The 21,975-nt window shown below is 70.2% G+C and carries 19 protein-coding genes; 6 read left to right on the top strand and 13 right to left on the bottom strand.

The annotated features are described in order from the left end of the window. Positions 1 to 32: 32 nt before the first annotated feature. Positions 33 to 1,451, bottom strand: coding sequence for a sensor histidine kinase (locus VM685_RS09805; RefSeq protein ID WP_325459966.1), 1,419 nt, complete (start codon positions 1,449 to 1,451; stop codon positions 33 to 35). A 137-nt stretch (positions 1,452 to 1,588) separates the two neighbouring features. Between VM685_RS09805 and VM685_RS09800 the strand changes: the two genes are divergently transcribed. The 4 genes from VM685_RS09800 to VM685_RS09785 all read left to right on the top strand — a co-directional run bounded on the left by VM685_RS09800 (position 1,589) and on the right by VM685_RS09785 (position 5,792). Further along, positions 1,589 to 2,668, top strand: coding sequence for a PAS domain-containing protein (locus tag VM685_RS09800; protein ID WP_325459965.1), 1,080 nt, complete (start codon positions 1,589 to 1,591; stop codon positions 2,666 to 2,668). 5 nt (positions 2,669 to 2,673) lie between these two features. Beyond that, positions 2,674 to 3,138: a response regulator gene (locus VM685_RS09795; protein ID WP_325459964.1), complete on the top strand. Its 465-nt coding sequence runs from the start codon at positions 2,674 to 2,676 to the stop codon at positions 3,136 to 3,138. Positions 3,139 to 3,143: 5 nt separating this feature from the next. Beyond that, the gene (locus VM685_RS09790; protein WP_325459963.1) at positions 3,144 to 3,410 is read left to right on the top strand and encodes a SemiSWEET transporter; all 267 of its coding nucleotides are present in this window, start codon (positions 3,144 to 3,146) and stop codon (positions 3,408 to 3,410) included. A gap of 102 nt (positions 3,411 to 3,512) precedes the next feature. Continuing rightward, positions 3,513 to 5,792 carry a tetratricopeptide repeat protein gene (locus VM685_RS09785; protein ID WP_325459962.1) on the top strand — a complete coding sequence of 760 codons (2,280 nt, stop codon included), beginning with the start codon at positions 3,513 to 3,515 and terminating at the stop codon, positions 5,790 to 5,792. Here VM685_RS09785 and VM685_RS09780 read toward each other — a convergent pair. The 7 genes from VM685_RS09780 to rfbF are packed head-to-tail and all read right to left on the bottom strand — an operon-like array spanning position 5,789 to position 11,953. After that, on the bottom strand, positions 5,789 to 6,439 hold the full coding sequence (locus VM685_RS09780; protein ID WP_325459961.1) for a hypothetical protein: 651 nt from the start codon (positions 6,437 to 6,439) through the stop codon (positions 5,789 to 5,791). The genes VM685_RS09785 and VM685_RS09780 overlap by 4 nt on opposite strands. Further along, on the bottom strand, positions 6,436 to 7,245 hold the full coding sequence (locus VM685_RS09775) for an SDR family oxidoreductase (protein WP_325459960.1): 810 nt from the start codon (positions 7,243 to 7,245) through the stop codon (positions 6,436 to 6,438). The genes VM685_RS09780 and VM685_RS09775 overlap by 4 nt, the downstream gene beginning before the upstream one ends. A 3-nt stretch (positions 7,246 to 7,248) precedes the next feature. Beyond that, positions 7,249 to 8,313 (bottom strand): FkbM family methyltransferase, encoded by a 1,065-nt coding sequence (locus tag VM685_RS09770; protein WP_325459959.1) that lies wholly within the window; start codon positions 8,311 to 8,313, stop codon positions 7,249 to 7,251. 55 nt (positions 8,314 to 8,368) lie between these two features. Beyond that, entirely contained in the window at positions 8,369 to 8,899 is a 531-nt protein-coding gene (locus VM685_RS09765) for a dTDP-4-dehydrorhamnose 3,5-epimerase family protein (protein WP_325459958.1), read from the bottom strand. After that, positions 8,899 to 10,140 (bottom strand): class I SAM-dependent methyltransferase, encoded by a 1,242-nt coding sequence (locus tag VM685_RS09760; RefSeq protein WP_325459957.1) that lies wholly within the window; start codon positions 10,138 to 10,140, stop codon positions 8,899 to 8,901. Before VM685_RS09760 ends, VM685_RS09765 begins: the two co-directional genes overlap by 1 nt. Further along, on the bottom strand, positions 10,137 to 11,198 hold the full coding sequence (rfbG, locus tag VM685_RS09755) for a CDP-glucose 4,6-dehydratase (protein WP_325459956.1): 1,062 nt from the start codon (positions 11,196 to 11,198) through the stop codon (positions 10,137 to 10,139). Before rfbG ends, VM685_RS09760 begins: the two co-directional genes overlap by 4 nt. Beyond that, positions 11,186 to 11,953: a glucose-1-phosphate cytidylyltransferase gene (gene rfbF, locus VM685_RS09750; protein WP_325459955.1), complete on the bottom strand. Its 768-nt coding sequence runs from the start codon at positions 11,951 to 11,953 to the stop codon at positions 11,186 to 11,188. The genes rfbG and rfbF overlap by 13 nt, the downstream gene beginning before the upstream one ends. Positions 11,954 to 12,085: 132 nt before the next feature. On the opposite strand from rfbF, the gene VM685_RS09745 reads away from it, so the two are divergent. Both VM685_RS09745 and VM685_RS09740 read left to right on the top strand, forming a co-directional pair. Then, entirely contained in the window at positions 12,086 to 12,829 is a 744-nt protein-coding gene (locus tag VM685_RS09745) for a sulfotransferase domain-containing protein (RefSeq protein ID WP_325459954.1), read from the top strand. Positions 12,830 to 12,866: 37 nt separating this feature from the next. Next, a complete protein-coding gene (locus VM685_RS09740) occupies positions 12,867 to 13,913 on the top strand; it encodes a M23 family metallopeptidase (RefSeq protein WP_325459953.1) in 1,047 nt (348 codons plus the stop codon). A gap of 2 nt (positions 13,914 to 13,915) precedes the next feature. Here VM685_RS09740 and VM685_RS09735 read toward each other — a convergent pair whose 3' ends face one another. The 5 genes from VM685_RS09735 to VM685_RS09715 form a co-directional block, all read right to left on the bottom strand. Continuing rightward, positions 13,916 to 14,824, bottom strand: a complete 909-nt coding sequence (locus tag VM685_RS09735) for a TylF/MycF/NovP-related O-methyltransferase (RefSeq protein WP_325459952.1) — start codon at positions 14,822 to 14,824, stop codon at positions 13,916 to 13,918. Between the two features lie 236 nt (positions 14,825 to 15,060). Then, positions 15,061 to 16,731 (bottom strand): glycosyltransferase family 4 protein, encoded by a 1,671-nt coding sequence (locus VM685_RS09730; protein WP_325459951.1) that lies wholly within the window; start codon positions 16,729 to 16,731, stop codon positions 15,061 to 15,063. Positions 16,732 to 16,822: 91 nt separating this feature from the next. Then, on the bottom strand, positions 16,823 to 18,658 hold the full coding sequence (locus VM685_RS09725; protein WP_325459950.1) for a calcium-binding protein: 1,836 nt from the start codon (positions 18,656 to 18,658) through the stop codon (positions 16,823 to 16,825). A 211-nt stretch (positions 18,659 to 18,869) separates the two neighbouring features. Then, complete coding sequence (locus VM685_RS09720; protein WP_325459949.1) at positions 18,870 to 20,243, bottom strand: HlyD family type I secretion periplasmic adaptor subunit; 1,374 nt, start codon at positions 20,241 to 20,243, stop codon at positions 18,870 to 18,872. Next, positions 20,240 to 21,970 carry a type I secretion system permease/ATPase gene (locus VM685_RS09715; RefSeq protein WP_325459948.1) on the bottom strand — a complete coding sequence of 577 codons (1,731 nt, stop codon included), beginning with the start codon at positions 21,968 to 21,970 and terminating at the stop codon, positions 20,240 to 20,242. The genes VM685_RS09720 and VM685_RS09715 overlap by 4 nt, the downstream gene beginning before the upstream one ends. Positions 21,971 to 21,975 lie beyond the last annotated feature (5 nt).

The raw sequence follows: 21,975 nt of genomic DNA, 5'->3' as shown, positions 1-21,975 counted from the left end.
TGGCCGGGGAACGCCGCCGCTATGCTACAATCTCATGACACTTTCGCGACAGCGGCCGGGGCGGCCGCCGCCGTCGCCGCCGCCTGCGGAAAATAGGCGGTGAAGGTGGTCCCCTGTCCCTCGGCGCTCTCCACCGCCAGCCCGCCCCGGTGGCGATTGGCGATGTGCTTGACGATGGCCAGGCCCAGGCCGGTGCCGGACCGCTCACCGCTCTTCTGGCCCTCCACCCGGTAGAACCGCTCGGTGAGCCTGGGCAGGTTCGCCCGGGCGATCCCCGGCCCCTGGTCGCTGACCCGCAGCGCCGTGTAGGGCCCCTGCGGGTGGTCGGGGGTGAGCAGCGCCAGCCGCGCCGCGTCCAGTCGCTGGCCGGCGGCCGCCGATTCGGCGGTGAGGCCCGGCTCCACGAGGATCCGCACCGTCGCGCCCTCGCCGGAATACTTCAGCGCGTTGTCCACCAGGTTCTGGACCACCTGCACCAGCTGGTCGCGGTCACCGGTCACCGGCGCGCCCATGGCCGGCAGCCGGGGCTCGAGCGTCACGCCACGCTCGCGGGCGATGGGGGTCAGCGCGTCCACCACGTCCATGACCGCCGCCGCCAGGTCCACGCGGTCGGCCGGCGCGATGTGCTCGTTGAGTTCGATGCGCGACAGCGAGAGCAGGTCGTCGATCAGCCTGCGCATGCGCTCGGCCTGGGCCTGCATGATGCCCAGGAACCGCTCGCGGGCTCCCGGGTCCTCCTTGGCGTGACCGCGAAGGGTCTCGATGAAGCCGGAGAGCGAGGCGAGCGGGGTTCGCAGCTCATGGCTGGCGTTGGCCAGGAAGTCGACGCGGGTGCGCTCCACCCGGTGGAACTCGGTCTCGTCGCGGAACATCAGGATCGCCAGGCGCCGGCCGTCCAGCGCCAGTCCCAGCGGCCGGGCGTAGGCGCGCAGGAAGCGGTCCTGCACCCCGCCCGTCTCGTACACCGCCTCGGCGTCGAGGCCGGCGAAGAGCGCCTCGTCCACCGCTTCCAGCACGAGCGGATCGCGGATCGCGCTCACCAGCAGGCCCTCGCCGCGGTCGATCCGCAGCAGGTCGCGGGCCGCGGAGTTGGCGAAGATGTAGCGGCGGCTGGTCAGGTCGTCGCGCTCGGCCGCGGAGACCACCAGGATCGGGTCCGGCAGGGCGTTGATCAGGGCCGGATAGGGCGGCGCTTCCGGGGCGCGTTCCACGGAACTGCGCATCAGCGCGTCGAACCGCGCCTGGGCGCTGCGGTCGGCCGCCAGCAGGGCCAGGCCGGTCACCCCGCCCACGAAGAGGCTTGCGGAGAGCGCTTCCACGAGGTCGAGCCGCCGCGACAGCGCCAGCACGACGACCAGCGCCAGGCCCGCCGCGCCCGCCGCGAGCGCCGGCCAGCGCCACCCCTGGGGCGCGCGCATCGCGATCGGCGTCAGCGAAGACGGGAACGGCAAGGCGAATCCTCCGCGGGGGATTCTCCAGCATCGTCAGGCGTGTGTCACCGGCATGACAGGCTCGGCCGCCTTCAGCGGGAACAAACCTTTGCCATTCCCGTTCCCTTGCTCCCGGAAAGAGGCGCCGGCCCCCAGCCATGAACGATATCGGAGATGCGCAGCGCGCGGGCGAGGCCCTCGACGCCACCCACGCGACGGAGGATCCCTTCGCCGCCGCGATCCGCGGCACGCGTATGCCGATCCTGATCACCGACGCCCGCCAGGCGGACAATCCGATCATCTTCGCCAACGACGCCTTTCTCGCGCTGACCGGCTATCCGCGCGGGGAGGTGATCGGCCGCAACTGCCGATTCCTGCAGGGCCCCGAGACTGACCCGGCCACTGTCGCCGAGATGCGCGAGGCGGTCCGGTCGGGGCGCGACGTCAGCGTGGAGGTCGTGAACTACCGCAAGAACGGCTCGCGCTTCTGGAACAACGTCTTCCTGAGCCCCGTGCGCAACGACCGCGGCGAGATCATCTACTTCTTCGGCTCGGCCATCGACATCAGCGAACGCAAGGCCGAGCGCGAGAACCTGAAGAGCGACATCCATGTCCGCGCCGGCGAGCTGGAGCTCGCCCTGGAGCAGAAGACCAGCCTGCTCCACGAGGTGGACCACCGGGTGAAGAACAACCTGCAGCTCATCTCGTCCCTGCTCCTGCTGCAGACCCGCCGCACGCGCGACGAGGGCACGCGGCAGGCGCTGCGCAGCATGCTCGAGCGGGTGGGCGCCATCGCCACCGTGCATCGCCGCCTGTTCCAGGGCGGCGATGTCCAGCGGTTCGACGTCTCGGACTTCCTGCGCGACCTCGCCAACGACCTGGCCGCCTCCGCCCGCCGTGACGATCTGGAGTTGCGCCTGGACCTCGAGCCGGTGGCGATTCCGGCCAGCCAGGCGGCGCCGCTGGCGCTGGTCGCCAACGAGCTGCTCTCCAACGCCCTCCGCCACGCCTACCCGGAGGGTCAGGCCGGGCAGATCACCATCCGCTGCCAGCGGCGGGACGGGGAATTCGACCTCGAGGTGGTCGACTCCGGCGTCGGTCTTCCGCCGTCGGGGGACCGCGGCGGCTTTGGCCTGACCATCGTCCAGCTCCTGTCCCAGCAGCTCAAGGCGCGCCTTTCGCTCGAGGACGCGCAACCCGGGGTGCGGGCGGTCGTTACGCTCCCGACAACCGCCTGAGCCCCATGACCCACGAAGGCCCCCTCAACATCCTGATCGTCGAAGACGAGGTCCTGCTGGCGGTCGAGCTGCAGTTCATCGTCCGCGAGGTCGGCTGCCGCGACGTGGGGCTCGCCATGAGCTCCAACGAGGCGGTGGAGCTGGCGGAGCGCCTGACGCCCGATCTCGCGCTGGTGGACGTGCACCTGCAGGACGGGCCCACCGGCGTGGAGGCCGCCCGCCACATCGCCAAGGACTGCGGCGGCGTGGTGCTGTTCATGACCGCCAACGTGCGCCGCCTGCCCGACGACTTCGCGGGCGCCTGCGGCGTGATCGGCAAGCCCTATTCCGAGCACGGGGTCAGGACCGCGCTCGGCTTTCTGGAAGTCTGCCTGCGCACCGGCCGCGCGCCCGGCCCGCCGCCGCTCGGCCTGCACCTCTCCCCCGAATACCGCGACCTGTGGGGCGCGGACGTCGCGCCGGCGGCCTGACGGTCTTGGACGGGATCGCGGACATCGTCGGCACGGGCGCCGCCCTCTGCTCCATGCTCAGCTTCACGCCGCAGATCGTGAAGATCTGGCGCGAGCGGGACGCCTCGTCGATCTCGCTGCGCATGTTCATGCTGACGGTGACCGGCTTCGTGCTCTGGACGATCTATGGCGTGCTGATCGACAGCTGGCCGGTGATCGGCGCCAACGCCGTCTGCCTGGTGCTCTCGGCCACCATCCTGACGCTGAAGTGGCGGTTCAGCCGCAAGGCGTGAGCCCCGCCCCGCCCCCCGCCCCGCCCCTAGCCATCGGGCCCGCTGCGGCTTATGCCTCCTGGCGTTCCGGCCCGCCCCGCGGGCGAGCGCAGAAGGTCCGGCATGAGCGACAGGTTGGCGGCGGCCGAGGCGGCCCTGAAGGCGGGGCGCGGCTCCGAGGCGATCGACCATCTCGTCGCCGCCATCGACGAGGATCCGGCCCGCAGCGTCCAGGTCTATCGCGTGCTCGCCCTGCAGCTCTATCGCGCCGGCCGCTTCGCCGAGGGCGAGGCCTGGTCGGCGAAGGCGGCCCAACGCTTCCCCCGGGATTTCGATGTCTGGAACGTGCGCGGCGTCATCCTGCGCCAGCTCAAGCGCTACCCCGACGCGGTGGCCGCGCTGGAGCAGGCGATCAAGCTCAATCCGAAGAACGTCGCCCCCTACAGCAACCTCGGCAATGTGCTGATGGACATGGGCGAGTACGCCCGCGCCGAGCAGGTGTTCACCCGCCTGGTCCGCCAGTCGCCCCGGGACGCCGAGATGCAGCGCCAGCTGGGCCGGGCGCTGCTGCGCCAGGGCCGCCGCGACCAGGCCATCGTCCGCTTCCGCCAGGCGGTCACCCTCGACAAGACGGCGATCGAGGCCTGGATGGACTGGATCGGCACCCTCAACGAGGAGCACCGCGCCCGCGAGGCCGAGGAGGTCATGGACCGGGCCATCGCCGCCAACCCCGACAACGTGCGGCTGCTGGAGGCCCGCGCTGTGGTGATCCGGCGGGGCGGCGAGCTCCGTCGCGCCGAGGCCTATCTGCTCGACCTCCTGCCCCGCTTCGAGAACGCGGCCTGGCTGCACTATCAGCTGGGCGGCGTGGTCAGTGACTTCGACCGGCCGCGCGCCAACGTTCACCTGCGCCGGGCCGTGGAGCTGGATCCGGGCAAGCTCGACTACCGCATGGCCCTGATCGAGAGCCTGGAGCGCACGCGCGTCGGCGACGAGGGCGCCAACATCGAGGAGTCCTACCAGCTCGTCCGCGACGCCCTGAAGCAGAGCGCCGAGTTCGGCCCCTCCGCGACCAAGATCGCCAACGAGGTGCTGATCCGCGTCTGCGCCTTCGACGACATGGAGCGGCTGGGCGACTTCAGGACGCTCGGCCGGAGCTGGGCCGAGAGCGGCCGCCACACCGCGCTCCTCAAGCAGCTCGCCCGGGTGAAGACCCACGAGGACCGGCTGGAGCTCGTCGAGCAGCACCGGATCTGGGGCCGCAACGTCGAGGCCCTGACCAAGAGCCAGCCGATCAAGCGGCCGCCGCCGCGCCCGAAAGACGGCAAGATCCGGCTGGGCTTCATGTCCTCGGACCTGCGCCAGCACCCCGTCGGCTACTTCGCCCTGCCGCTGTTCGACCACGTCGATCGGGAGCGGTTCGAGGTCTACTGCTACTCCTACTACCAGGGTAAGGAAGACCCGCTGCAGCGCTACATCGCCCAGCAGGTGACCGCCTACCGCTGGTGGCCGGACATCTCGTTCCGCGACGCCGCCCAGGCCATCGCCGAGGACCAGCTCGACATGCTGATCGAGCTCGGCGGCTCGACCTATATGAACAAGCTCGAGGTGATGGCCTACAAGCCGGCCGTGCGCCAGGCGAGCTGGCTGGGCTACCCGCACTCGGCGGGCCTCTCCACCATCGACTACCTGGTCTGCGATCCCTACTGCCGCCCGGAGATGCCGGACCTCCTCGTCGAGGAGCCGCTGATGATGCCGCACACCTGGCTGGCGCTCGGCCGGGCGGTGTTCTCCGACGTCCATCCGGTGGCCGAGACCATCCCGCAGGACCGCAACGGCTTCGTCACCTTCGGCACGGCCAACAACCCGCACAAGTACAGCCGCGAGGTGCTGCGCGCCTGGGCCCGGGTGACCGCCGCCGTCCCCGACGCCCGCTTCGCCTTCGTCCGCCCCGAGGGCGGCTCGGCGAGCTTCCGCCGCAACATCTTGGCCGAGTTCGCCGCCGAGGGCGTGCCGGAGGAGCGCGTGCTCTTCCACACCACCCGCGGCAAGCACATGCCGTTCTACAACGAGATCGACATCACCCTGGACCCGTTCCCGCTCACCGGCGGCACCACGACCACGGAATCGCTGTGGATGGGGGTCCCGCTGGTCAGTCTGGTGGGCGAGGCCTTCTTCGAGCGGCTGAGCTACTCGATCCTCTCCAACGTCGGCCTCGCCGACCTCTGCGCCCGCTCGCCGGAGGAGTTCCATGCCACCGCGCTGAAGCTCGCCGGCGACCCCGAGCGCCGGCGAGCGCTGAAGCAGGGCCTGCGCGAGACCATCCGCCAGAGCCCCCTCGGCCGCACCGAGGACTGGGCCCGCGACTTCTACGACATGGTGGCCAAGGCGGTGGCGGCCTAGAGCCGGAAGTATTCCTGCAGCAGGTCGTCGGGCCTCGGGCTGAACGCCAGGCCGTCGGCCGCCCGGAAGGCCATCTGCCCGGCCGGGACCCGCTTGTTGATCACGCTGGTGCCCTGGCTGATCACGCAGTCGCTCTCGACCACCGAGCGACCGATGACCGCCGTATTGGGATAGAGCACCACCCGGTCGCCGATCACCGGGATCTGGTCCTTGTGCCGCCCCACCGTCGAGTTCTGGTAGAGCACCAGGTAGTTGCCGTAGGTCGCCTTGGCGAGCACGATGCCCACGCTGTGGCCGATGTAGAACACCTCCGGCATGGCGATCTCGTAGAACAGGTCGATGCCGTTGAAGGCCTTGTTCATCAGGAACAGCCGCGTCGCCGCGGCGGTGTCCCCCGACCGCTTCCAGATCGTATTGCTGAGCAAATACAAATAGATACAGTGCTGCGAGGACTGCAGCACATTGAACTGCCCGGCCCGCCACGGGGCGCAGGCGTCGATGCACCGCCCAAGCCGCTCCAGCGCCTCATCCATGTGGACGTCGATCGCCCCCCGGAACGCATCCTCCCGCCCGTCGGGGACCACGGCCATGCTCTGGCGCACCGTGTACTCGATCAGGCTCTCGCGGCTGTGGTCGACCAGCTTCACGCCTTCAGCCCCTCCAGATAGCCCCGCACCACATCCTTCACCGGCCGCGGCTCCACGCCAAGCGCCCTCAGCCTGTCGGCCCGCGCGTTAGGCGGCGGCGGCGGATCCGCATCCCCGGTGAACGCCACCTCCCACCCCGCCTGGCCGAAGACCTCCGCGATCTCGCCGTTCGAGACCAGCTCGCCGCTCGCCACGTTGACGATCCCCGCCGGCTCTCCGCCGCCCATGGCCGCCAGCGCCGCCACGACGTCGTCGAGGTGGATGTAGTCCCGCCGCACGTGCGGGCTGGACTGCAGCTGCAGCGCCCGTTCCGACGCCGCCCGTATGAGCCATTCCGACAGGAACCCCGGAGCCCCCGGCTCCCAGTCGTAGACGTTGGCCAGCCGCGCCACCGCGCCACGGCCGCCGGTGCGGCACAGGGTGATGTTCTCCCCCAGCGCCTTGGAGAGGTCGTAGACGCGGCGCGGGTCGCTCGGGTCGAACACCAGCGGCTCGTCCTCGCCCACCTCCGCCTTCGCCTGGCCGTCGTAGAGCCTGGTCGAGGAGAGGTAGACCAGGCGCTCGAAGCGGCCGGCGCGGGCGATCTCGCTCACCAGGCTGGCGTGCGCTTCCACGGTGTCGAAGGGCCGCGCGTCGTAGTCGGCGGTCAGGCCGGCGCAGTAGAAGACCACGCCCAGGTCGCGCTCGAAGAGGCGCGGATCGCCCTTCGCCGGCGCGGAGACGTCCCACCCTTCGGCCTCCAGCCACGCCTGCAGCCGCCGGCCCACGAAGCCGCCGGCGCCGACGATGGTGGCGAGCCGGCCCAAGCCTCAGAGGCCCCCGACGGGATGGTGCAGCTTGGGGTCCTTGTGGCGCAGGTACTTCGGCGAGACGTCGCGGACGATCCGGTAGCCCGGATTGTCGAAGATCGACGCGTCCTTCACCGCCACCATGTTGAAGCCGTGCGGCGGCCCCTCGAGGTGGACCGCGTCCGCGGGGATCAGTTCCACCGGCTTGCCCGCCAGGTCGTAGTTCGAGTTGAAGTCGCGCAGCGCGAAGAGCGTGTAGCCGTGGCCGGTGAGCAGGCGCGCGATGTCGGTGTCCAGCAGGCCGTTCGTCCAGTCCACGTAGTGGCGGTGCACCTCGAAGAGGATGTTCGGCGCCTCGCCCGCGGGCTTGGCCAGGAACGGCTCGGCGCCCCGCAACGCGCCCAGCTCCGCGCCTTCGATGTCGAGCACGATCAGGTCCAGGCGGTCGACGCCCGCCGCCTTCAGGTAGTCGGCGATCGTGACGGTCCGGAAGCTGTCGTCGGCCCCCTCCTCGGCAGCTTCCGCGCTCGCGAAGCTGTCGTAGCCCACGAGCTTCAGGTTCGTGGAGCTGTCGTGCCACAGACCCTCCGGGCGGGGCGTGATGTTGGTGAGGCCGTTCAGCTCGGCGTTGCGGGCCAGCATGGCGCGCTGCTGGCTGTTCGGCTCGAAGGCGTGCACCACGCCGCCGCGCGGGGCGATCTCCCGGGCGATCAGCACCGCGTGGTCGCCGAAGTATGCGCCGCCGATCACCACCTGGCTGGCGCGCCTGGCCATGTCGACAAGGATCCGGCTCGTCATCGGCTCCCAGGCGTGGTCCGGCTTCTCCGGTGTCGACATGACGAAGTCGCGGGCGATCTTCGAGCGGTACAGGAACTCGAAGGTGACGCCGTTCGAGAGCGTCTTGCGCACCACCTGGTCGTCGTCGAACAGGGCGTCCACCAGCGGACCGGTGAGCTCCTCGCGCACGTCGACGCCGGGCGCCTCGATCTGCCCCTCGAAGGCGATCAGCTGGCGGATGAAGGCGTCGCGCCAGTCGTCCTGCTCCGCGATCCGGGAGAGCGCCTCGAGCGCCTTGTCCTGAGCCATAGAAACTTACCTGTCCTTGATTGGGGCGCTTCCTAGCAGATCGCGCCCCCGAGCTTTAGCCCTGGTAGTCGGGATAGTCGGCGTCGCGGGCGGAGATCACCTCCGGCGGCCGCGGCCAGCCGATGCCGAACGCCGGGTCGTCCCAGCGCACGCCGGCCTCGTGGCCGGGCTCGAACATCGGACTGATCTGGTAGAGCACGTCAGTGTCCGGCTCGAGCGTCAGGAAGCCGTGGGCCACGCCCTCCGGGATCAGCAGGGCCCGTCCGTTCTCCGCCGAGAGCTCCGCGGCCGTCCAGCGCCGGTGGGTCGGGCTGTCGGGCCGTAGGTCCACAGCCACGTCGAACATCCGGCCGCGAACGCAGCGCACCAGCTTGGTCTCGCCGTGCGGCGCGGGCTGGTAGTGCATGCCGCGCAGGGTGGCGGCGCGGGTGTTGTGCGACAGGCTGGTCTGAGCCGGCGTGAAGGGGTGGCCCGCCTCGGCGAACTCATCGGGGCAGTGCAGGCGCTGGAAGCTGCCGCGCTCGTCCCAGCGGGGCTCGCCCTCCACCAGGACCACGCCGGGGATCTCGGTCTCGGTGAAGCGCATCAGGGCAGGATCCGCGTCTCCGGCGAGGCGGTGACGAAGCGGCCGCCCCACTCCCGGATGTAGCCGAGCTGGCCCATGATCTCGTCCTTCAGGTTCCAGGGCAGGATCAGGACGTAGTCGGGCCGGACCTCGCGCACCGCGTCCGGCGCCAGCACCGGAATGTGGCTGCCGGGCATGAAGCGGTCCTGCTTGGCCGGATTGGCGTCGAAGGCCGCCACGATGTCGTCGGCGGTGGCCCCGCAGTAGTTCAGGAAGGTGTTGCCCTTGGCCGCGGCGCCGTAGGCGGCAATGCGCTTGCTCTCCGCCTTGGCCCTGGCGAGGAAGGCCCGGAAGCTGTCGCGGACCGCCTCCACCCGCGGGGTGAAGCCGCCGTAGGTCTCGATGCGGTCGAGGCCCGCCGACGCCTCCCGGGCGCGCAAGCCCTTCAGCGCCTCGGTCTCCTCGTGGCCCGACGCCAGGTGGCAGACGAACAGGCGGAGCGACCCGCCATGCGTCGGCAGGAGCTCCACGTCGAAGGGGCGCAGGCCGTTGGCCCGCAGCACCTGCTCCACCGCCAGCAGCGAGAGGTAGGAAAAGTGCTCGTGGTAGATGGTGTCGAACTGCACCTGCTCGATCAGGTTCAGGAGGTGCGGGAACTCGAAGGTGAGGACGCCCTCGTCCTTCAGCATGTGCCGGAAGCCGGCGGCGAACTCGCCGATCCGCGGCACGTGCGCGAGCACGTTGTTGGCCGCCATGAGGTCGGCGCGGCCATAGCGGGCCGCCAGCTCCGGCGCCGTCTGGGCGTTGAAGAACACCACCTCGGTGCGGACGCCGCGGGCGCGGGCGGCCTCGGCGGTGTTGGCGGTGGGCTCCACCCCCAGCACCGGGATGTCCATGGCCACGAAGTGCTGCAGCAGGTAGCCGTCGTTGCTGGCCACCTCGACCACGAGGGACTCAGGCCCCAGGTCGAAGCGCTCGGCCATGGCCTCGGCGTATCGCTTCGCGTGCGCCACCCAGCTCGCAGAGAAGGACGAGAAGTAGGCGTACTCGGCGTCGAAGATGGCCTCGGCCGGCACGGCGTCGTCCACCTGCACCAGGAAACAGCGGCCGCAGACCCGGGCGTGCAGCGGCCAGGCCTGCTCGGTCCCGGCGGCGAGCTGCTCGCGCGTCAGGTTGGAGTTGGCGAGCGGCTGGCGGCCGAGGTCGAGGAAGGTGTGGGTGAGCGGGGCGCCGCAGAAGCGGCAGGGCGGCGGCGAGGTCATGGGCGCGCTACGTACCCTTCGATCTGCTCGACGCAAAGCGACCGCGCGTCCTCGCCGTCCGCCTGACGGCGGTACCAGTCCATGGTGAGCGCCACCGCGTCAGGCGCGTCGAGCCGGCTCTCGAAGCCCAGCGCCTGACGCGCGAGGGTGGCGTCGATGGCCAGCGACCTGGCCTCCAGCGAGTTGGGATCCGGCTCGTGCCGCCAGGGCTGGGCGCCCAGCGCCTCGCAGCCGAGGGTGGCGAGCTCGCCCACCGTGACCTCTGGCCCGCCGGCGCGGGGGCCAAAATTGAGCTGCCGGGGCGCATCGGGCCGGGTCGCCAGCGCCTGGGCGTGGACGAGGTAGCCCGCCACGCAGTCCAGCACGTGCTGCCAGGGCCGGGTCGCCTCGGGGTGGCGCAGGACCACCTGCTCCTGGCCGCGGGCGGCGCGCACGATGTCGGCCACCAGGCGGTCGCGGGAGAAGTCGCCGCCGCCGATGACGTTGCCGCCGCGGGCGGTGGCCACCGGCACGCCGGCCTTGTCGAAGTAGCTGCGGGCGAAGCTCGCCGTGACGATCTCGGCGGCGGCCTTGGAAGCCGAATAGGGATCCTTGCCGCCCAGGGCGTCGCCCTCGGCGAAGGCGCGGCCGGTCTCGGCGTTGGCGTAGACCTTGTCGGAGGTGACCACGAGCACCGCCTGCAGCGCCGGCTGGGCGCGGAGCGCCTGCAGCAGGTGGGCGGTGCCCATGATGTTGGTGGCGAAGGTGCCGACCGGATCCTCGATCGCCGTGCGCACGATCGGCTGGGCCGCGAGGTGCAGCACCAGGTCGAAGCGGGTCTCGCCCAGCACGGCCTCCACCGCCGCGGGGTCACGCAGGTCGGCGATGCGGGAGTCCACGACGTCGCTCACGCCGGCCAGGTCGAACAGGCTGGGCTCCTGGTCCGGGTCCAGCGCCAGGCCGGTGACCTTGGCGCCCATCCGCGAGAGCCAGATGGCGGCCCAGGCGCCCTTAAAGCCGGTGTGGCCGGTCAGCAGGACGCGCTTGCCGGCCCAGAAGCCCGGATCTACCTGCGCCACGGCGCCTCGCCGGAGGCCCAGAGCCCTTCCAGGATGTTCTTGTCGCGAAGGGTGTCCATGGGGGCCCAGAACCCGGTGTGGCTGAAGGCCATCAGTTCCCCGTCGTGGGCCAGGCCCATCAGCGGCTCCTGCTCCCAGATGGTCTGGTCGCCGGCGATGCGGTCGATGACGTCCGGCTGCAGGACGAAGAAGCCGCCGTTGATCAGGCCGTTGTCCCCGGGCGGCTTCTCGATGAAGCGCTGCACCTGGCCGTCCTGGATCTCCAGCGCGCCGTAACGGCCGGGCGGGATCACCGCGGTGACCGTGGCGTCCTTGCCGTGGCTCCGGTGGAAGTCGGCCAGCGCGCGCAGGTCCAGGTCGGCCACCCCGTCGCCGTAGGTGAGGAAGAAGGGTTCGTCCTTCGGAAGGTACGGCGCCACGCGCTTCAGCCGGCCGCCGGTCATGGTCTCCTCGCCGGTGTCGACCAGGGTGACGCGCCAGGGCTCGTGGTTGGTGGCGTGGTATTCGATCGAGCCCTTCGCCAGGTCGACGGTTAGGTCGGCATTATGGAGCACGTAGTTGGCGAAGTACTCCTTCACCACGTAGCCCTTGTAGCCTAGGCAGACCACGAAGTCGTTGAAGCCGTAGTGCGAGTACAGCTTCATGATGTGCCAGAGGATCGGCCGGCCGCCGATCTCGATCATGGGCTTGGGCTTGAGGTGGCTTTCTTCGGAAATGCGCGTGCCGAGGCCGCCCGCCAGGATCACCGTCTTCATCTTGACCTAAGCCCTTGCAGGGCAGCGCCCCCGCGGAATCGAAGCCCCTCTTAGCGCGTCGGGCGCGGGGCGCGAAGGCCCCTGCGACGCCGGGACTTGCCTGAGGGGCCCCCACGCGCAATTGACGTCGCCATGGACCAGGAACCCCAGGTCGGCTTCATCATCGTCGGCGCGCAGAAGGGCGGCACGACGGCGCTGTTCGACTACCTGGCCGACGAGCCGGGCGTGGCCCTGTCGCGGGTCAAGGAAGTCCACTTCTTCGACGACGAGAGCCAGGACTGGAGCCGTCCCGACTACGCTGCCTACCACGGCCATTTCGATGCGCCCGACGGGCGGCCGTGCGGGGAGGCGACGCCGATCTACATGTACTGGCCGGGGAGCCTGGAGCGCATCGCCGCCTACAACCGCGCGGTCAGGGTGATCGTCCTGCTGCGCGACCCCGTGCAGCGGGCCTGGTCTCACTGGCGGATGGAGTATGCGCGCGGCGCGGAGACGGAGCCCTTCGCCTGGTGCGTCCGCGAGGGCCGCCGGCGGCTGTTCGACGCCGAGCCGTGGGGTCATCACCGGGAATTCTCCTACGTGGAGCGGGGGTTCTACGGCGAGCAGATGGAGCGGCTGTTCGGGCTCTTCCCGCGCGAGCAGGTTCTGGTGCTGAAGGCGGAGGACCTGCGGGCCGACCCGGGAGCCATACTGTCCCAGGTGCGGGCGTTCATCGGTGCGCCGGAGGGGCCGCCGCCGAGGCCGCGCGATGTCCACGTCGGGCGCGAGATGGCCTATCCCTCCACCCTCACCGCGGAGGACGTCGCCTTTCTGCGCCGGCTCTACGCGCGCGACATGGCCCGCCTGCGGGAGCTGACCGGCGTGGATTACGCCTAGCCACATTTTCGACGGGCCCGAGCGGAAGGATCGTCTGATGCGCCTTGCCCCCCTGCTCCTCTTCACCGCCCTCGCGGCCTGTTCCCGTCCGGCCGAAAGCCAGGGCGCCGCCGCGCCGGCCGCGGCGCAGCCTGCGCCCGCGCAGCCCCCCCTCGCCGCCGCAGCCGGGCCACGGCTGGTCTTCCCCCTCGCCTGTCCGGAGGGGATGGCCTGCCAGGTGCAGAACCATGTGGACCATGACCCCACGGCGGGCCTGAAGGACTACCGCTGCGGACGGCGGACCTACGACGGACACGACGGCGTGGACATCCGCATTCCCGACATGGCGGCCCAGGCCCGTGGGGTGGACGTGCTCGCCGCGGCGGCCGGGCGCGTGGCGCGGCTGAGGGACGGCACGCCCGACATCTCCATCCGCACCGCCGGGGCGCCGCCGGTGGCGGGCCGCGAGTGCGGCAACGGGGTGGCCATCGACCACGGCGACGGCTGGGAGACCCAGTACTGCCACCTGGCCAACGGCAGCATCCGCGTGAAGGCGGGCGACGTCGTGGCGGCGGGCCAGCCCATCGCCCGCGTGGGCCTCTCGGGCGCGACGGAGTTCGCCCACCTGCACCTGGGCGTGCGCCACGCGGGCCGGATGCTGGACCCGTTCGCGCCCGAGCCCACGTCGGGCGCCGCCTGCCAGCCGCAGTCGACCATGTGGACGCCCGAGGCCGCCCAGCGCCTGGCCTACCGCGCCGGGACCGTCCTCAACGCCGGCTTCGCCCCCGGGCCCGTGACCATGGAGGCGGTGGAGGCGGGGGGCGTGGCGCCGCCGACGGCGGACGCGCCCTGGCTCGTGCCCTATGTGCGGGCCATCAGCCTGGAGGGCGGCGATCAGATCGAGCTGACACTGCAGGCGCCGGACGGCCAGGTGCTCGCCAAGGACACCCAGGGACCGCTGGACCGCGACAAGGCGCAGTACCTGATGTTCATCGGCAAGAAGCGGCCGGCGCAGGGCTGGCCTGCCGGCGCCTATGCCGCCCGGGTGCGGATCCTGCGCGGGGGGCAGGTTGTCGCCGAGCAGACCTATTCGGTGCGGCTCTAGGCCTAGCGCTCCGGCTTGACGAACAGGCCCTGACCGGTGGGCAGCAGCAGGATCTCCAGGCCGCGCTTGGCGAACCAGGCGCGCTCGGCCTCGTACTGGGTGCGTGCCGCGGCCCAGCCATAGTCGTCGAAGACGATCACGCCGCCGGGGACGATGCGGTCGTAGAGCCGGTCGAGGGCGGCGATCTCCGCCTGGCTGTTGTTGAGGTCCATGTGCAGGAAGGCGATCCGCTCGGGGCAGACCTCGTCCAGGATCTCCGGCACGCGCCCCTTGGTCAGCACGATGTTGGGAAAGGGGCGGAAGCGCTCGGCCACCTCGTCGTAGGAGAAGGTGTCCTTGTAGGCGCGCTCGTTGCGCTCGCCCCACCCCTCGTCCAGCTGGTCGTCCGGCACACCCTCGAACGTGTCGTAGAGGAACCATTTCCGCGGCCATTCGGCGAAGCCGAGGTATTCGGCGACGAACAGCGTCGTGTGGCCACGGAACACACCGAGTTCCATGAGATCGCCGTCCAGCCGCTCCGCCCGCTTGACCGCCCAGAGCACGGTGGCGAGATTCCAGTGCAGTCCGGCGATGGGGATCAGCTTGGCGTGCTTGTCCGCCAGGGCCATGAAGCGGTCGTCGTCGAGGAAGGGCGTGGTCTTCAGCCAGGTGGCGATGCCGTCGCCGAGGAACACGTCGCGGGTGCTGCGCTCGAGCTGCTGGAGGGTCGCGAAGGCCGCCGCGGTGCGCGGCGTCGGCTGGCTCGCCAGGACGATGCGGTTGAGGATGGCCCGCCGCTGGTCGCCTCGGGCTTCCGGCAGGATCTTCCGGTAGAGCAGCAGCGCAGCGTGGAAGTGCTGGGTCAACATCAGGCCGTCGGCGAGCGCGAGGCCCTGCCCCACGGACACGTTCGTCAGTGTGATGTCGACCACGCGGCGCCTCCTACGATGGGCTCGTGTAGGGGCTGGCGGGCACGGCGGCAACCGGTTCGGCCCGGCTCGCTACGGCCAAGTTGACTGACACGTGATCAGGGATTTGCTTTCGTGCGGTAGCGCTTTGCGGTATAGTTCTCCGTCAGCCTAGCTCTCCATGGCTGTGTCGCTTTGGCCGGGCGGTGGATCGAAAGGTCCGCCGTCCGGCCGTTGCGTTTCTGGGGTGGCTCCGCGCCTCAAGCCCTGGTCTGGGCCGCCGGCGGCTTCAGCGTCAGCACGCCGTAGCGCGCCAGCCAGAGCAGACCGCGACCGATCAGCGAACGGCGGCCGGGATGCACCACCGCCTGCAGGAGCTCCGCGACGGTCGCCTTCGGCCGGTCGGCGAGCCAGGCGACGATGATTTCCGCCTCCTGGAGATTGGGCCGGTTGAAGCGGCTGTACGCGGCCAGCGGGCCCTCCAGCAGGGCGCGGGCCGTCGGCCAGTCCATGCCGGGCGCCAGCGCCACCTCGTAGGCCCGGGAGAGGTGGTTCGTGGGGTAGGACTTGAAGAGGGTGAAAGGATCCGGCCGGAAGGGGTTGTCCCGGACCTCCGGCTGCGGCGCGGCGGCGGCGCGACGTGCGTTCAGCTCCGCCCAGAGCGCCTGGTACTGCGGTATGATGGCCGACCAGTCGAAGACCTCGCGGGCCCGCAGCCGCGCCTGTTCCCCGAGCCGGCGGCGATAGTCGGCGTTCTGCACGAGGATCGAGATGGAGGCGGCCGCCTCTTCGTAGTCCATGGCCGTGAACTGCGCCGCGGCGCCGACGTAATTGTCGTAGCTGAGCCAGCTGTTCGAATACCAGTAGGCCAGGTCTCCGCCATCGCCGGCCGGCGGGGCGGTGGTGGCGATGCGGAAGCCGTCCTGGCCGTGACGGACGGTGTCCTTGTAGCCGTTCCAGTCGGTGACGACGCAGGGCAGGCCCGCGGCCATGGCCTCGATCGGCGTGAGGCCGAAGGTCTCCTGGATGTTGTCCGAGAAGCTGATGAAGAAGTCGGCCACCGACCAGATGGAGAAGCGCACGTCAGGCGGACGGCCATCGACGTTTCGATAGTGGACGGTGGGACAGAGGGCGCGTGTCTGCTCGTGGTAGTGGGCCTCGGCTTCAGGCGTCTCGCCCCAGCCGGAGTTGACCCAGTAGATCGGCTTGCCGGTGGCCTTCGCGGCCTTCTCCAGGGCGAGCGCCATCAGCGCGGGGTTCATCTTCCCGCGGACGTTGAAGCGGCCGACGTAGAGGGCCACCACGGCGTCTTCGGGGATGTCGAGCCGCTCGCGCCAGGCCTTGCGGTGTTCGGGTGCGATCCGGAAGTCGTCCGCGTTGACGCCCAGCGGGATGGTCACCCGCTGCGGCTCGCCTCGCTTGCGCGGGCCGCGCTCGGCGGCGAGGTACTCGCGCACCTGCTCGAGCTGCGTCTCGACGCTGTCGCGCACCGCCGCCGAGGTGCAGATCAGGGCGTCGTAGTCCTCGGTCGGCGCGATCAGCAGGTCCGGCAGGATCCGCATGACGTTGGCGGTGGCGGTGGTGTGGGTGATCCCGCAGAGCGAATAGCTGTGGGCGCCGAACGGCCGGCGGTGCCAGGCCTCCACGCCGAGGTCGGGCCCGGGGATGTTGAGCACCCCGGCGGCCCGCAGGCCCGGGCGGTCATGGGCTGCAATCCAGTTGACCGGCTTCTCCGGCCGGTGGATGCGCTCGACCAGGGCGTCGAGCTCGGCCTGTGGGCGGTAGGCCACGTTCCAGAGGTGGAAGCGGTCGACGTCGGCGTGGCGCAGGAAGCCGCGCAGGAAGCTCTCGCCGGCCGAGTGGCGGCCGAGGAGGGTCGCGCCCGTCGTATCGAAGCCGTTGGGGTGGAGGTAGATCGCCGCGTTGGACATGCGCCCGCGTTCTAAGCGGCGCGACAGGGCCAGCGCAAAAGAAAAGGGCCGCCCCGAAGGGCGGCCCTCAAGCTTTGGCCTAAGCCGTGGCTTAGATGATGTTCGAGCCGTCGTCGGCCAGGTCGGTCAGCGAGCGACCCACCAGAACCACCGCGTCGTCGGCCACGTTGGCCGTGCCGCCGTTGTCGGCGAACACCACCACATCACCACCGATCTGGATGGCCATGTAGTCGACCACGCCACCGGCCATCTGCGCGTTGGCGATGGACAGAGCCGCGTCGTACGTCGAAGCCGAGGCTTCGAGGTAGTTGGTGTTCGTGCCGGCGGTGGCGAAGTCGAGGACGTCGACCGACTGCCAGTCACGGATCTGGTCGAGCGACCCGGCGGTCGTGCCGGAGTCGAGCGGGTTGAAGGCGAAGGTGTCGTTGCCGTCGCCACCGAACAGGAAGTCGGTGTCCGCACCGCCGACGATGCTGTCGTTGCCAGCGCCGCCGTTGATGGTGTCGTCACCAGCCAGACCCGTCACGGTGTCGGCGCCGCCACCGGCTTCGGCGTTGTCGTCATCGGCGCCGAGGTCGATGGTGTCGTTGCCTTCACCACCTTGCACGGTGTCGAAGCCCGCGCCCGCCGTGACGCTGTCGTTGCCGTCGCCGCCGAAGATGGCGTCGTCGCCCGCGCCGGAGCTGAAGCTGTCGTTGCCAGCTTCACCGGTCAGGTTGTCGTTGCCGCCCGCGGTGGTCACGCGGTCGCCGCCGGCGCCGCCGTTGAGCGTCACGTTGCCGGTCGTCGCCGAGGTCAGGGTGTCCGAACCGTCGCCGAGCACGATGGTCTGGTTGCCCGTACCGCCGAGGTCGATGGTGTCGTTGCCCGCACCGCCGTCGATGTTGTTGACGCCGCCGGTGTCGCTGATGCTGTCGTCGCCATCTTCGCCGCGGATCGTGTCGTTGCCCGTGGTCGAGGTGATGGAGTCGTTGCCCAGGTTGCCGATCAGGAAGTCGGCGCCAGCGCCGGTCGAGGTGATCGAGTCGTCACCTTGGCCGCCGTAGAGGGAGTCAACGCCAGCGCTGGAAGAGGTCAGCGTGTCGTTGCCGGCGTTGCCTTGACCGTACTGGACGGTGCCCGCGCCGCCACCCGCGAAGGTGATCAGGTCGTTGCCGTCGCCGCCGGTCGCGGTGCTGGAGCCCGTGCCGCCCTGCACCGTGATGGTGTCGTTGCCGGCCGCGCCGTCGATCGAGTTCGAACCCGAGGCGTTCGACAGCGAGTCGTTGCCGGCTTCGCCCAGGATGGTGTCGTTGCCGCCACCGCCCGAGATCGTGTCGTCGGCGAGGTTGCCGTTCAGGAAGTCACGGCCAGCGCCGCCCACGATGCTGTCGGTGCCTTGACCGCCGTACATCGAGTTCGAGCCGGTGCCGCCCGTCGCGGTGATGGTGTCGTTGCCGAGGTTGCCCTGGGCGAAGTTCGTGGCCGAAGCGTCGGCGCCGACGTCGATGGTGTCGTTGCCTTGGCCGCCGTAGACCGTGTCGGAGCCAGCGTTGCCCGTCAGGGTGTCGTTGCCTTGGTTGCCTTGAACCAGGTCCGCACCGCCGCCGCCGACGAGGCTGTCGTTGCCGTCGCCGCCGTACAGGCCGTCCGTGGTGTTAGCCACGGCTTCGGTGATGCTGTCGTTGCCGGTGGTGCCGATGCCGAGCGTCGAGGCGTCCGGGAACACGGTGCCGGTTTCGCCCATGATGCCGGTGCCGAAGGTCACCGCGCGGCCCGTCAGGCCCGAAACAATCGTCACGGTCGCCGTCTGAGTCGGCGTCGCCGCGTTGAAGATCACGGCCGTGGTCCGCGCCGTTTCACCCGACGTCGTGAACACCAGGGTGTCCGTCGTGGTGAAGGTCGCGGCCTGATCCGCCGTGATCGTCTCAAAGAAATAAGTCGCCATAGATCTCTCCAGTCTGTGTCACACGGACCCCCGGCACGCCTGACCCCCATCCCCGATGGAGCAGTCCCAGCGGTCCATTACCCCAAGCGCCACAGCATGGCTGCGGCGAAGGTTAAACGAGCCCGAGGGAAGACGTATCGGAAGCGCGCCAAATGCGCAACACGAAAAAGGCCGGCCGGACCGAGGTGAACGGAGTGTCGCGCAGGCGCCACTACTCCTCGCGGAAGGCGTCCTGGAAAGTGTCCGTGATCGGCGAAATCAGGAAGCCCATAACCGTTCGTTCACCGGTCACGATGGACGCCTGCGCGGGCATGCCGGGCTGCAGTTCGGCGCCTTTCAGCTGGGCCAGGTCCTTCGGCTCGATTCGCAGGTCCACCCGGTAGAAGGACACGCCCGTCCGCTCGTTGTTGATGCGGTCGGCGGAAACCACCGCGACCTTGGCGGGCAGCGGATCGTGCCAGCGCTGGTTGAGGCCGGAGAGCCGCACGCGGGCGTCCATGCCGACGCGCACGTTGTCCACGTCCTCCGGCCGGATCATGGCGCTGACCATCATCGGGGCGTTGGCCGGAACCACGTCCATCAGCACCTCGCCGGGCGCGGTGACGCCGCCGACGGTGAACTGGGTCAGGTTGAATACGTAGCCGTCGACGGGCGAGCGCACCACGGTCGCTTCGAGGGCCTGCTTGGCGGCGGTCAGGCGCGGCAGCACGTCGGCGACCCGCGTCTGGGTCTCGCGCATGCCCTCGGCGGCCTGGCTGGCGCGCTCGTTGCGCAGGCTGACGAGCTGGATGCGGGTCTCGCCCATGGCCTGCCGCATGCGGGCGATGTCGGCGCCGAGCTGGCCACGCCGCCCGTTCAGCTCCGCGAGGCTCCGCTCGTAGCGCAGGATCAGGGTCTTCGGCGCGTAGCCCTTCTCGTTCAGGGTCCGGTAGCCGCGCAGCTCTTCCTCGGTGAGGCGCTTCTGCTCCTCGATGGAGGCGACCTGGGCCTGCAGCCCCTGGATCTGGCTCTCGAGCTGCTCGAGGCGCTGCTGCAGGATCGCCGACTGGCTCTGGAACGCCTGGAGGCGGGTGGTGAAGAGGAACTCCTGGTCCCGGATCAGGCTGGCCACCCGCGGGTCCGCGGTCCGCGCGGTGAGCTCGGCGGGAAACTGCATGGCCGAGCGGTTCGTCGCCTCGGCCGTGAAGCGGGCGTTCTGGGCCAGCAGGCTGTCGTACTGGTTCTGGTAGACGTCGTAGGCGGCGCGCGCCTCCACATCGTTGAAGGTGATCAGCGGCTGACCGCCGCGGACCCGCTGCCCCTCCTTCACGAGGATCTGGCGGACCACGCCGCCTTCCTTGTGACGCAGGGTCTTGCGGTTGGACTCCACGCGCACCTCGCCCGCGGCGGTGACCGCGATCGGCAGCTCGGTGACCGAGGCCCAGGCCCCCAGACCGACGACCAGCACCCCGATCACGCCGGCGCCCACGAGCATCGGCCGGCGCAGGCGCCGCTTCATCTCCGGGTCCATGGGACGCTTGTGGTCGTCTCCGCCGAAGGTCGGCTGGACGTAGGTCGAGCGAACGGGTCCGATATCGAGCTTCATCGACCGGCCTCCACGGCGCGCACCTCGCCGGCGGGCTTCATCAGCCGCGTCATCACCTGGTCGCGCGGCCCGAACAGCTCGACGCGGCCGTCACGCAGCACCAGCATCTTGTCGGCGGCCCGGAAGATGCCCGGCTTGTGGGAGATGATCACCACCGTCGCCTTGTTGGCCTTCATGACGTCGATGGCGCGCATCAGGGCGTCCTCCCCCTCGGCGTCGAGGCTCGCGTTCGGCTCGTCGAGCACGATGAAGGCCGGGTCGCCCAGCATGGCCCGGGCGAGGCCGACGCGCTGACGCTGGCCGGCGGACAGGATCACCCCGCCTTCGCCCACCTCGGTGTCGTAGCCCTTGCCCATGCGCAGGATCAGCTCGTGGACGCCGGCGAGCTGGGCCGCGCGGACCACCTCCTCGTCGGTGACGTCGTCGCGGAAGCGGGCGATGTTGTCCCGGATGGTCCCGGCGAACAGCTCCGTGTCCTGCGGCAGGTAGCCCACGTGGCGGCCGAAATCGGCGCGCTCCCAGGTGAAGACATCGGCGCCGTCGAGGCGCACGGCGCCGTTGATTGGCTTCCAGATGCCGACCAGCAGGCGGGCGAGCGTCGACTTGCCGGCGCCGGAGGGGCCGATGACGCCTAGCACCTCGCCGGGCTCCAGCCCGAAGTTGATGTTGCCCAGGACCAGCTTGTTGGCCCCCATCGGCGCGAAGTTGACTGCCTCCACCGACAGCTTGCCGGTCGGCCGGGGCAGCGAGGTCGCCGCGGCCGGCGGCTCGGCGCGCGACAACAGCTGGTTCAGCCGCTCGTGGGCCCGGACCATGTTGTTCAGCGGCTCCCAGGCGCCGACGATCTTCTCGATCGGCTGCAGGGCGCGGCTCGCCAGGATCATGTTGGCGAACAGCATGCCCGAATGGATCTCGCCCTTCAGGATCAGGTAGGCCCCGATGGCGATGATCAGCACCTGGATGCCCATGCGCACCGACTTGATGATGTCGGTGTACATGTTGGACTGCTCGGCGGCGACGGCGCCGCGCTCGATGGTCACCGCCCGGTGACCCGCCCAGGCGCGGCCGAGCGTCGGCAGCATGCCCATGGCGCGCACCACCTCGCCGTTGCGCAGCGCAGCCTCGGTGAAGGCGTAGCTCTTCAGCGCCGCATCGGTGGCCTCGCGCATCGGCGGGCGGGTGGCCCGCTCCTGCATCAGGGCCAGGATGAGCAGCAGGACCGCGCCGGCCGTCGTCACGACGCCGACCAGCGGATCGATGATGAACAGCACGCCCAGGAACACCGGGATCCAGGGCACGTCGAAGAACGCCGCCGCCCCGATGCCGGTGAGGGTCTGGCGGAAGGTGTCGAGATCGCGGAGCGCCTGCGAGCGGGCGCTGGGCTCGCCGCGGACGGCGGCTTCGAACAGGCCCCAGAACAGGCGGCCCGACACGCGCTGGTCGAGCACCATGCCGTAGTTGATCAGGATGCGGGCGCGGAAGTCGTCGATCGCGCTGGAGACGGCGAAGACGAAGAGGGTGACGAGCGTCAGCCCCCACAGCGTCGCCTGGCTCTGGCTGGCCAGCACCCGGCCGTAGATCTGGAAGGTGTATAGCGGCAGCGCCAGGTAGAGGACGTTGGAGAAGAAGGAGAAGGTCGCCGCCACGAGGAACGGGTTCTTGCCTTCCTTCAGGGCGTGACTCAGCACGTTGTCGGGGAGGTCCCTCAGGAACGTGAAGATCTTCATGCCGC

Origin of the sequence: Phenylobacterium sp. (genome assembly GCF_035539035.1) — a bacterium.
Taxonomy (GTDB): Bacteria; Pseudomonadota; Alphaproteobacteria; order Caulobacterales; family Caulobacteraceae; genus Phenylobacterium.
Note: the sequence above shows the minus strand (reverse complement) of the source record. Positions and strands in the feature narration are given on the sequence as shown.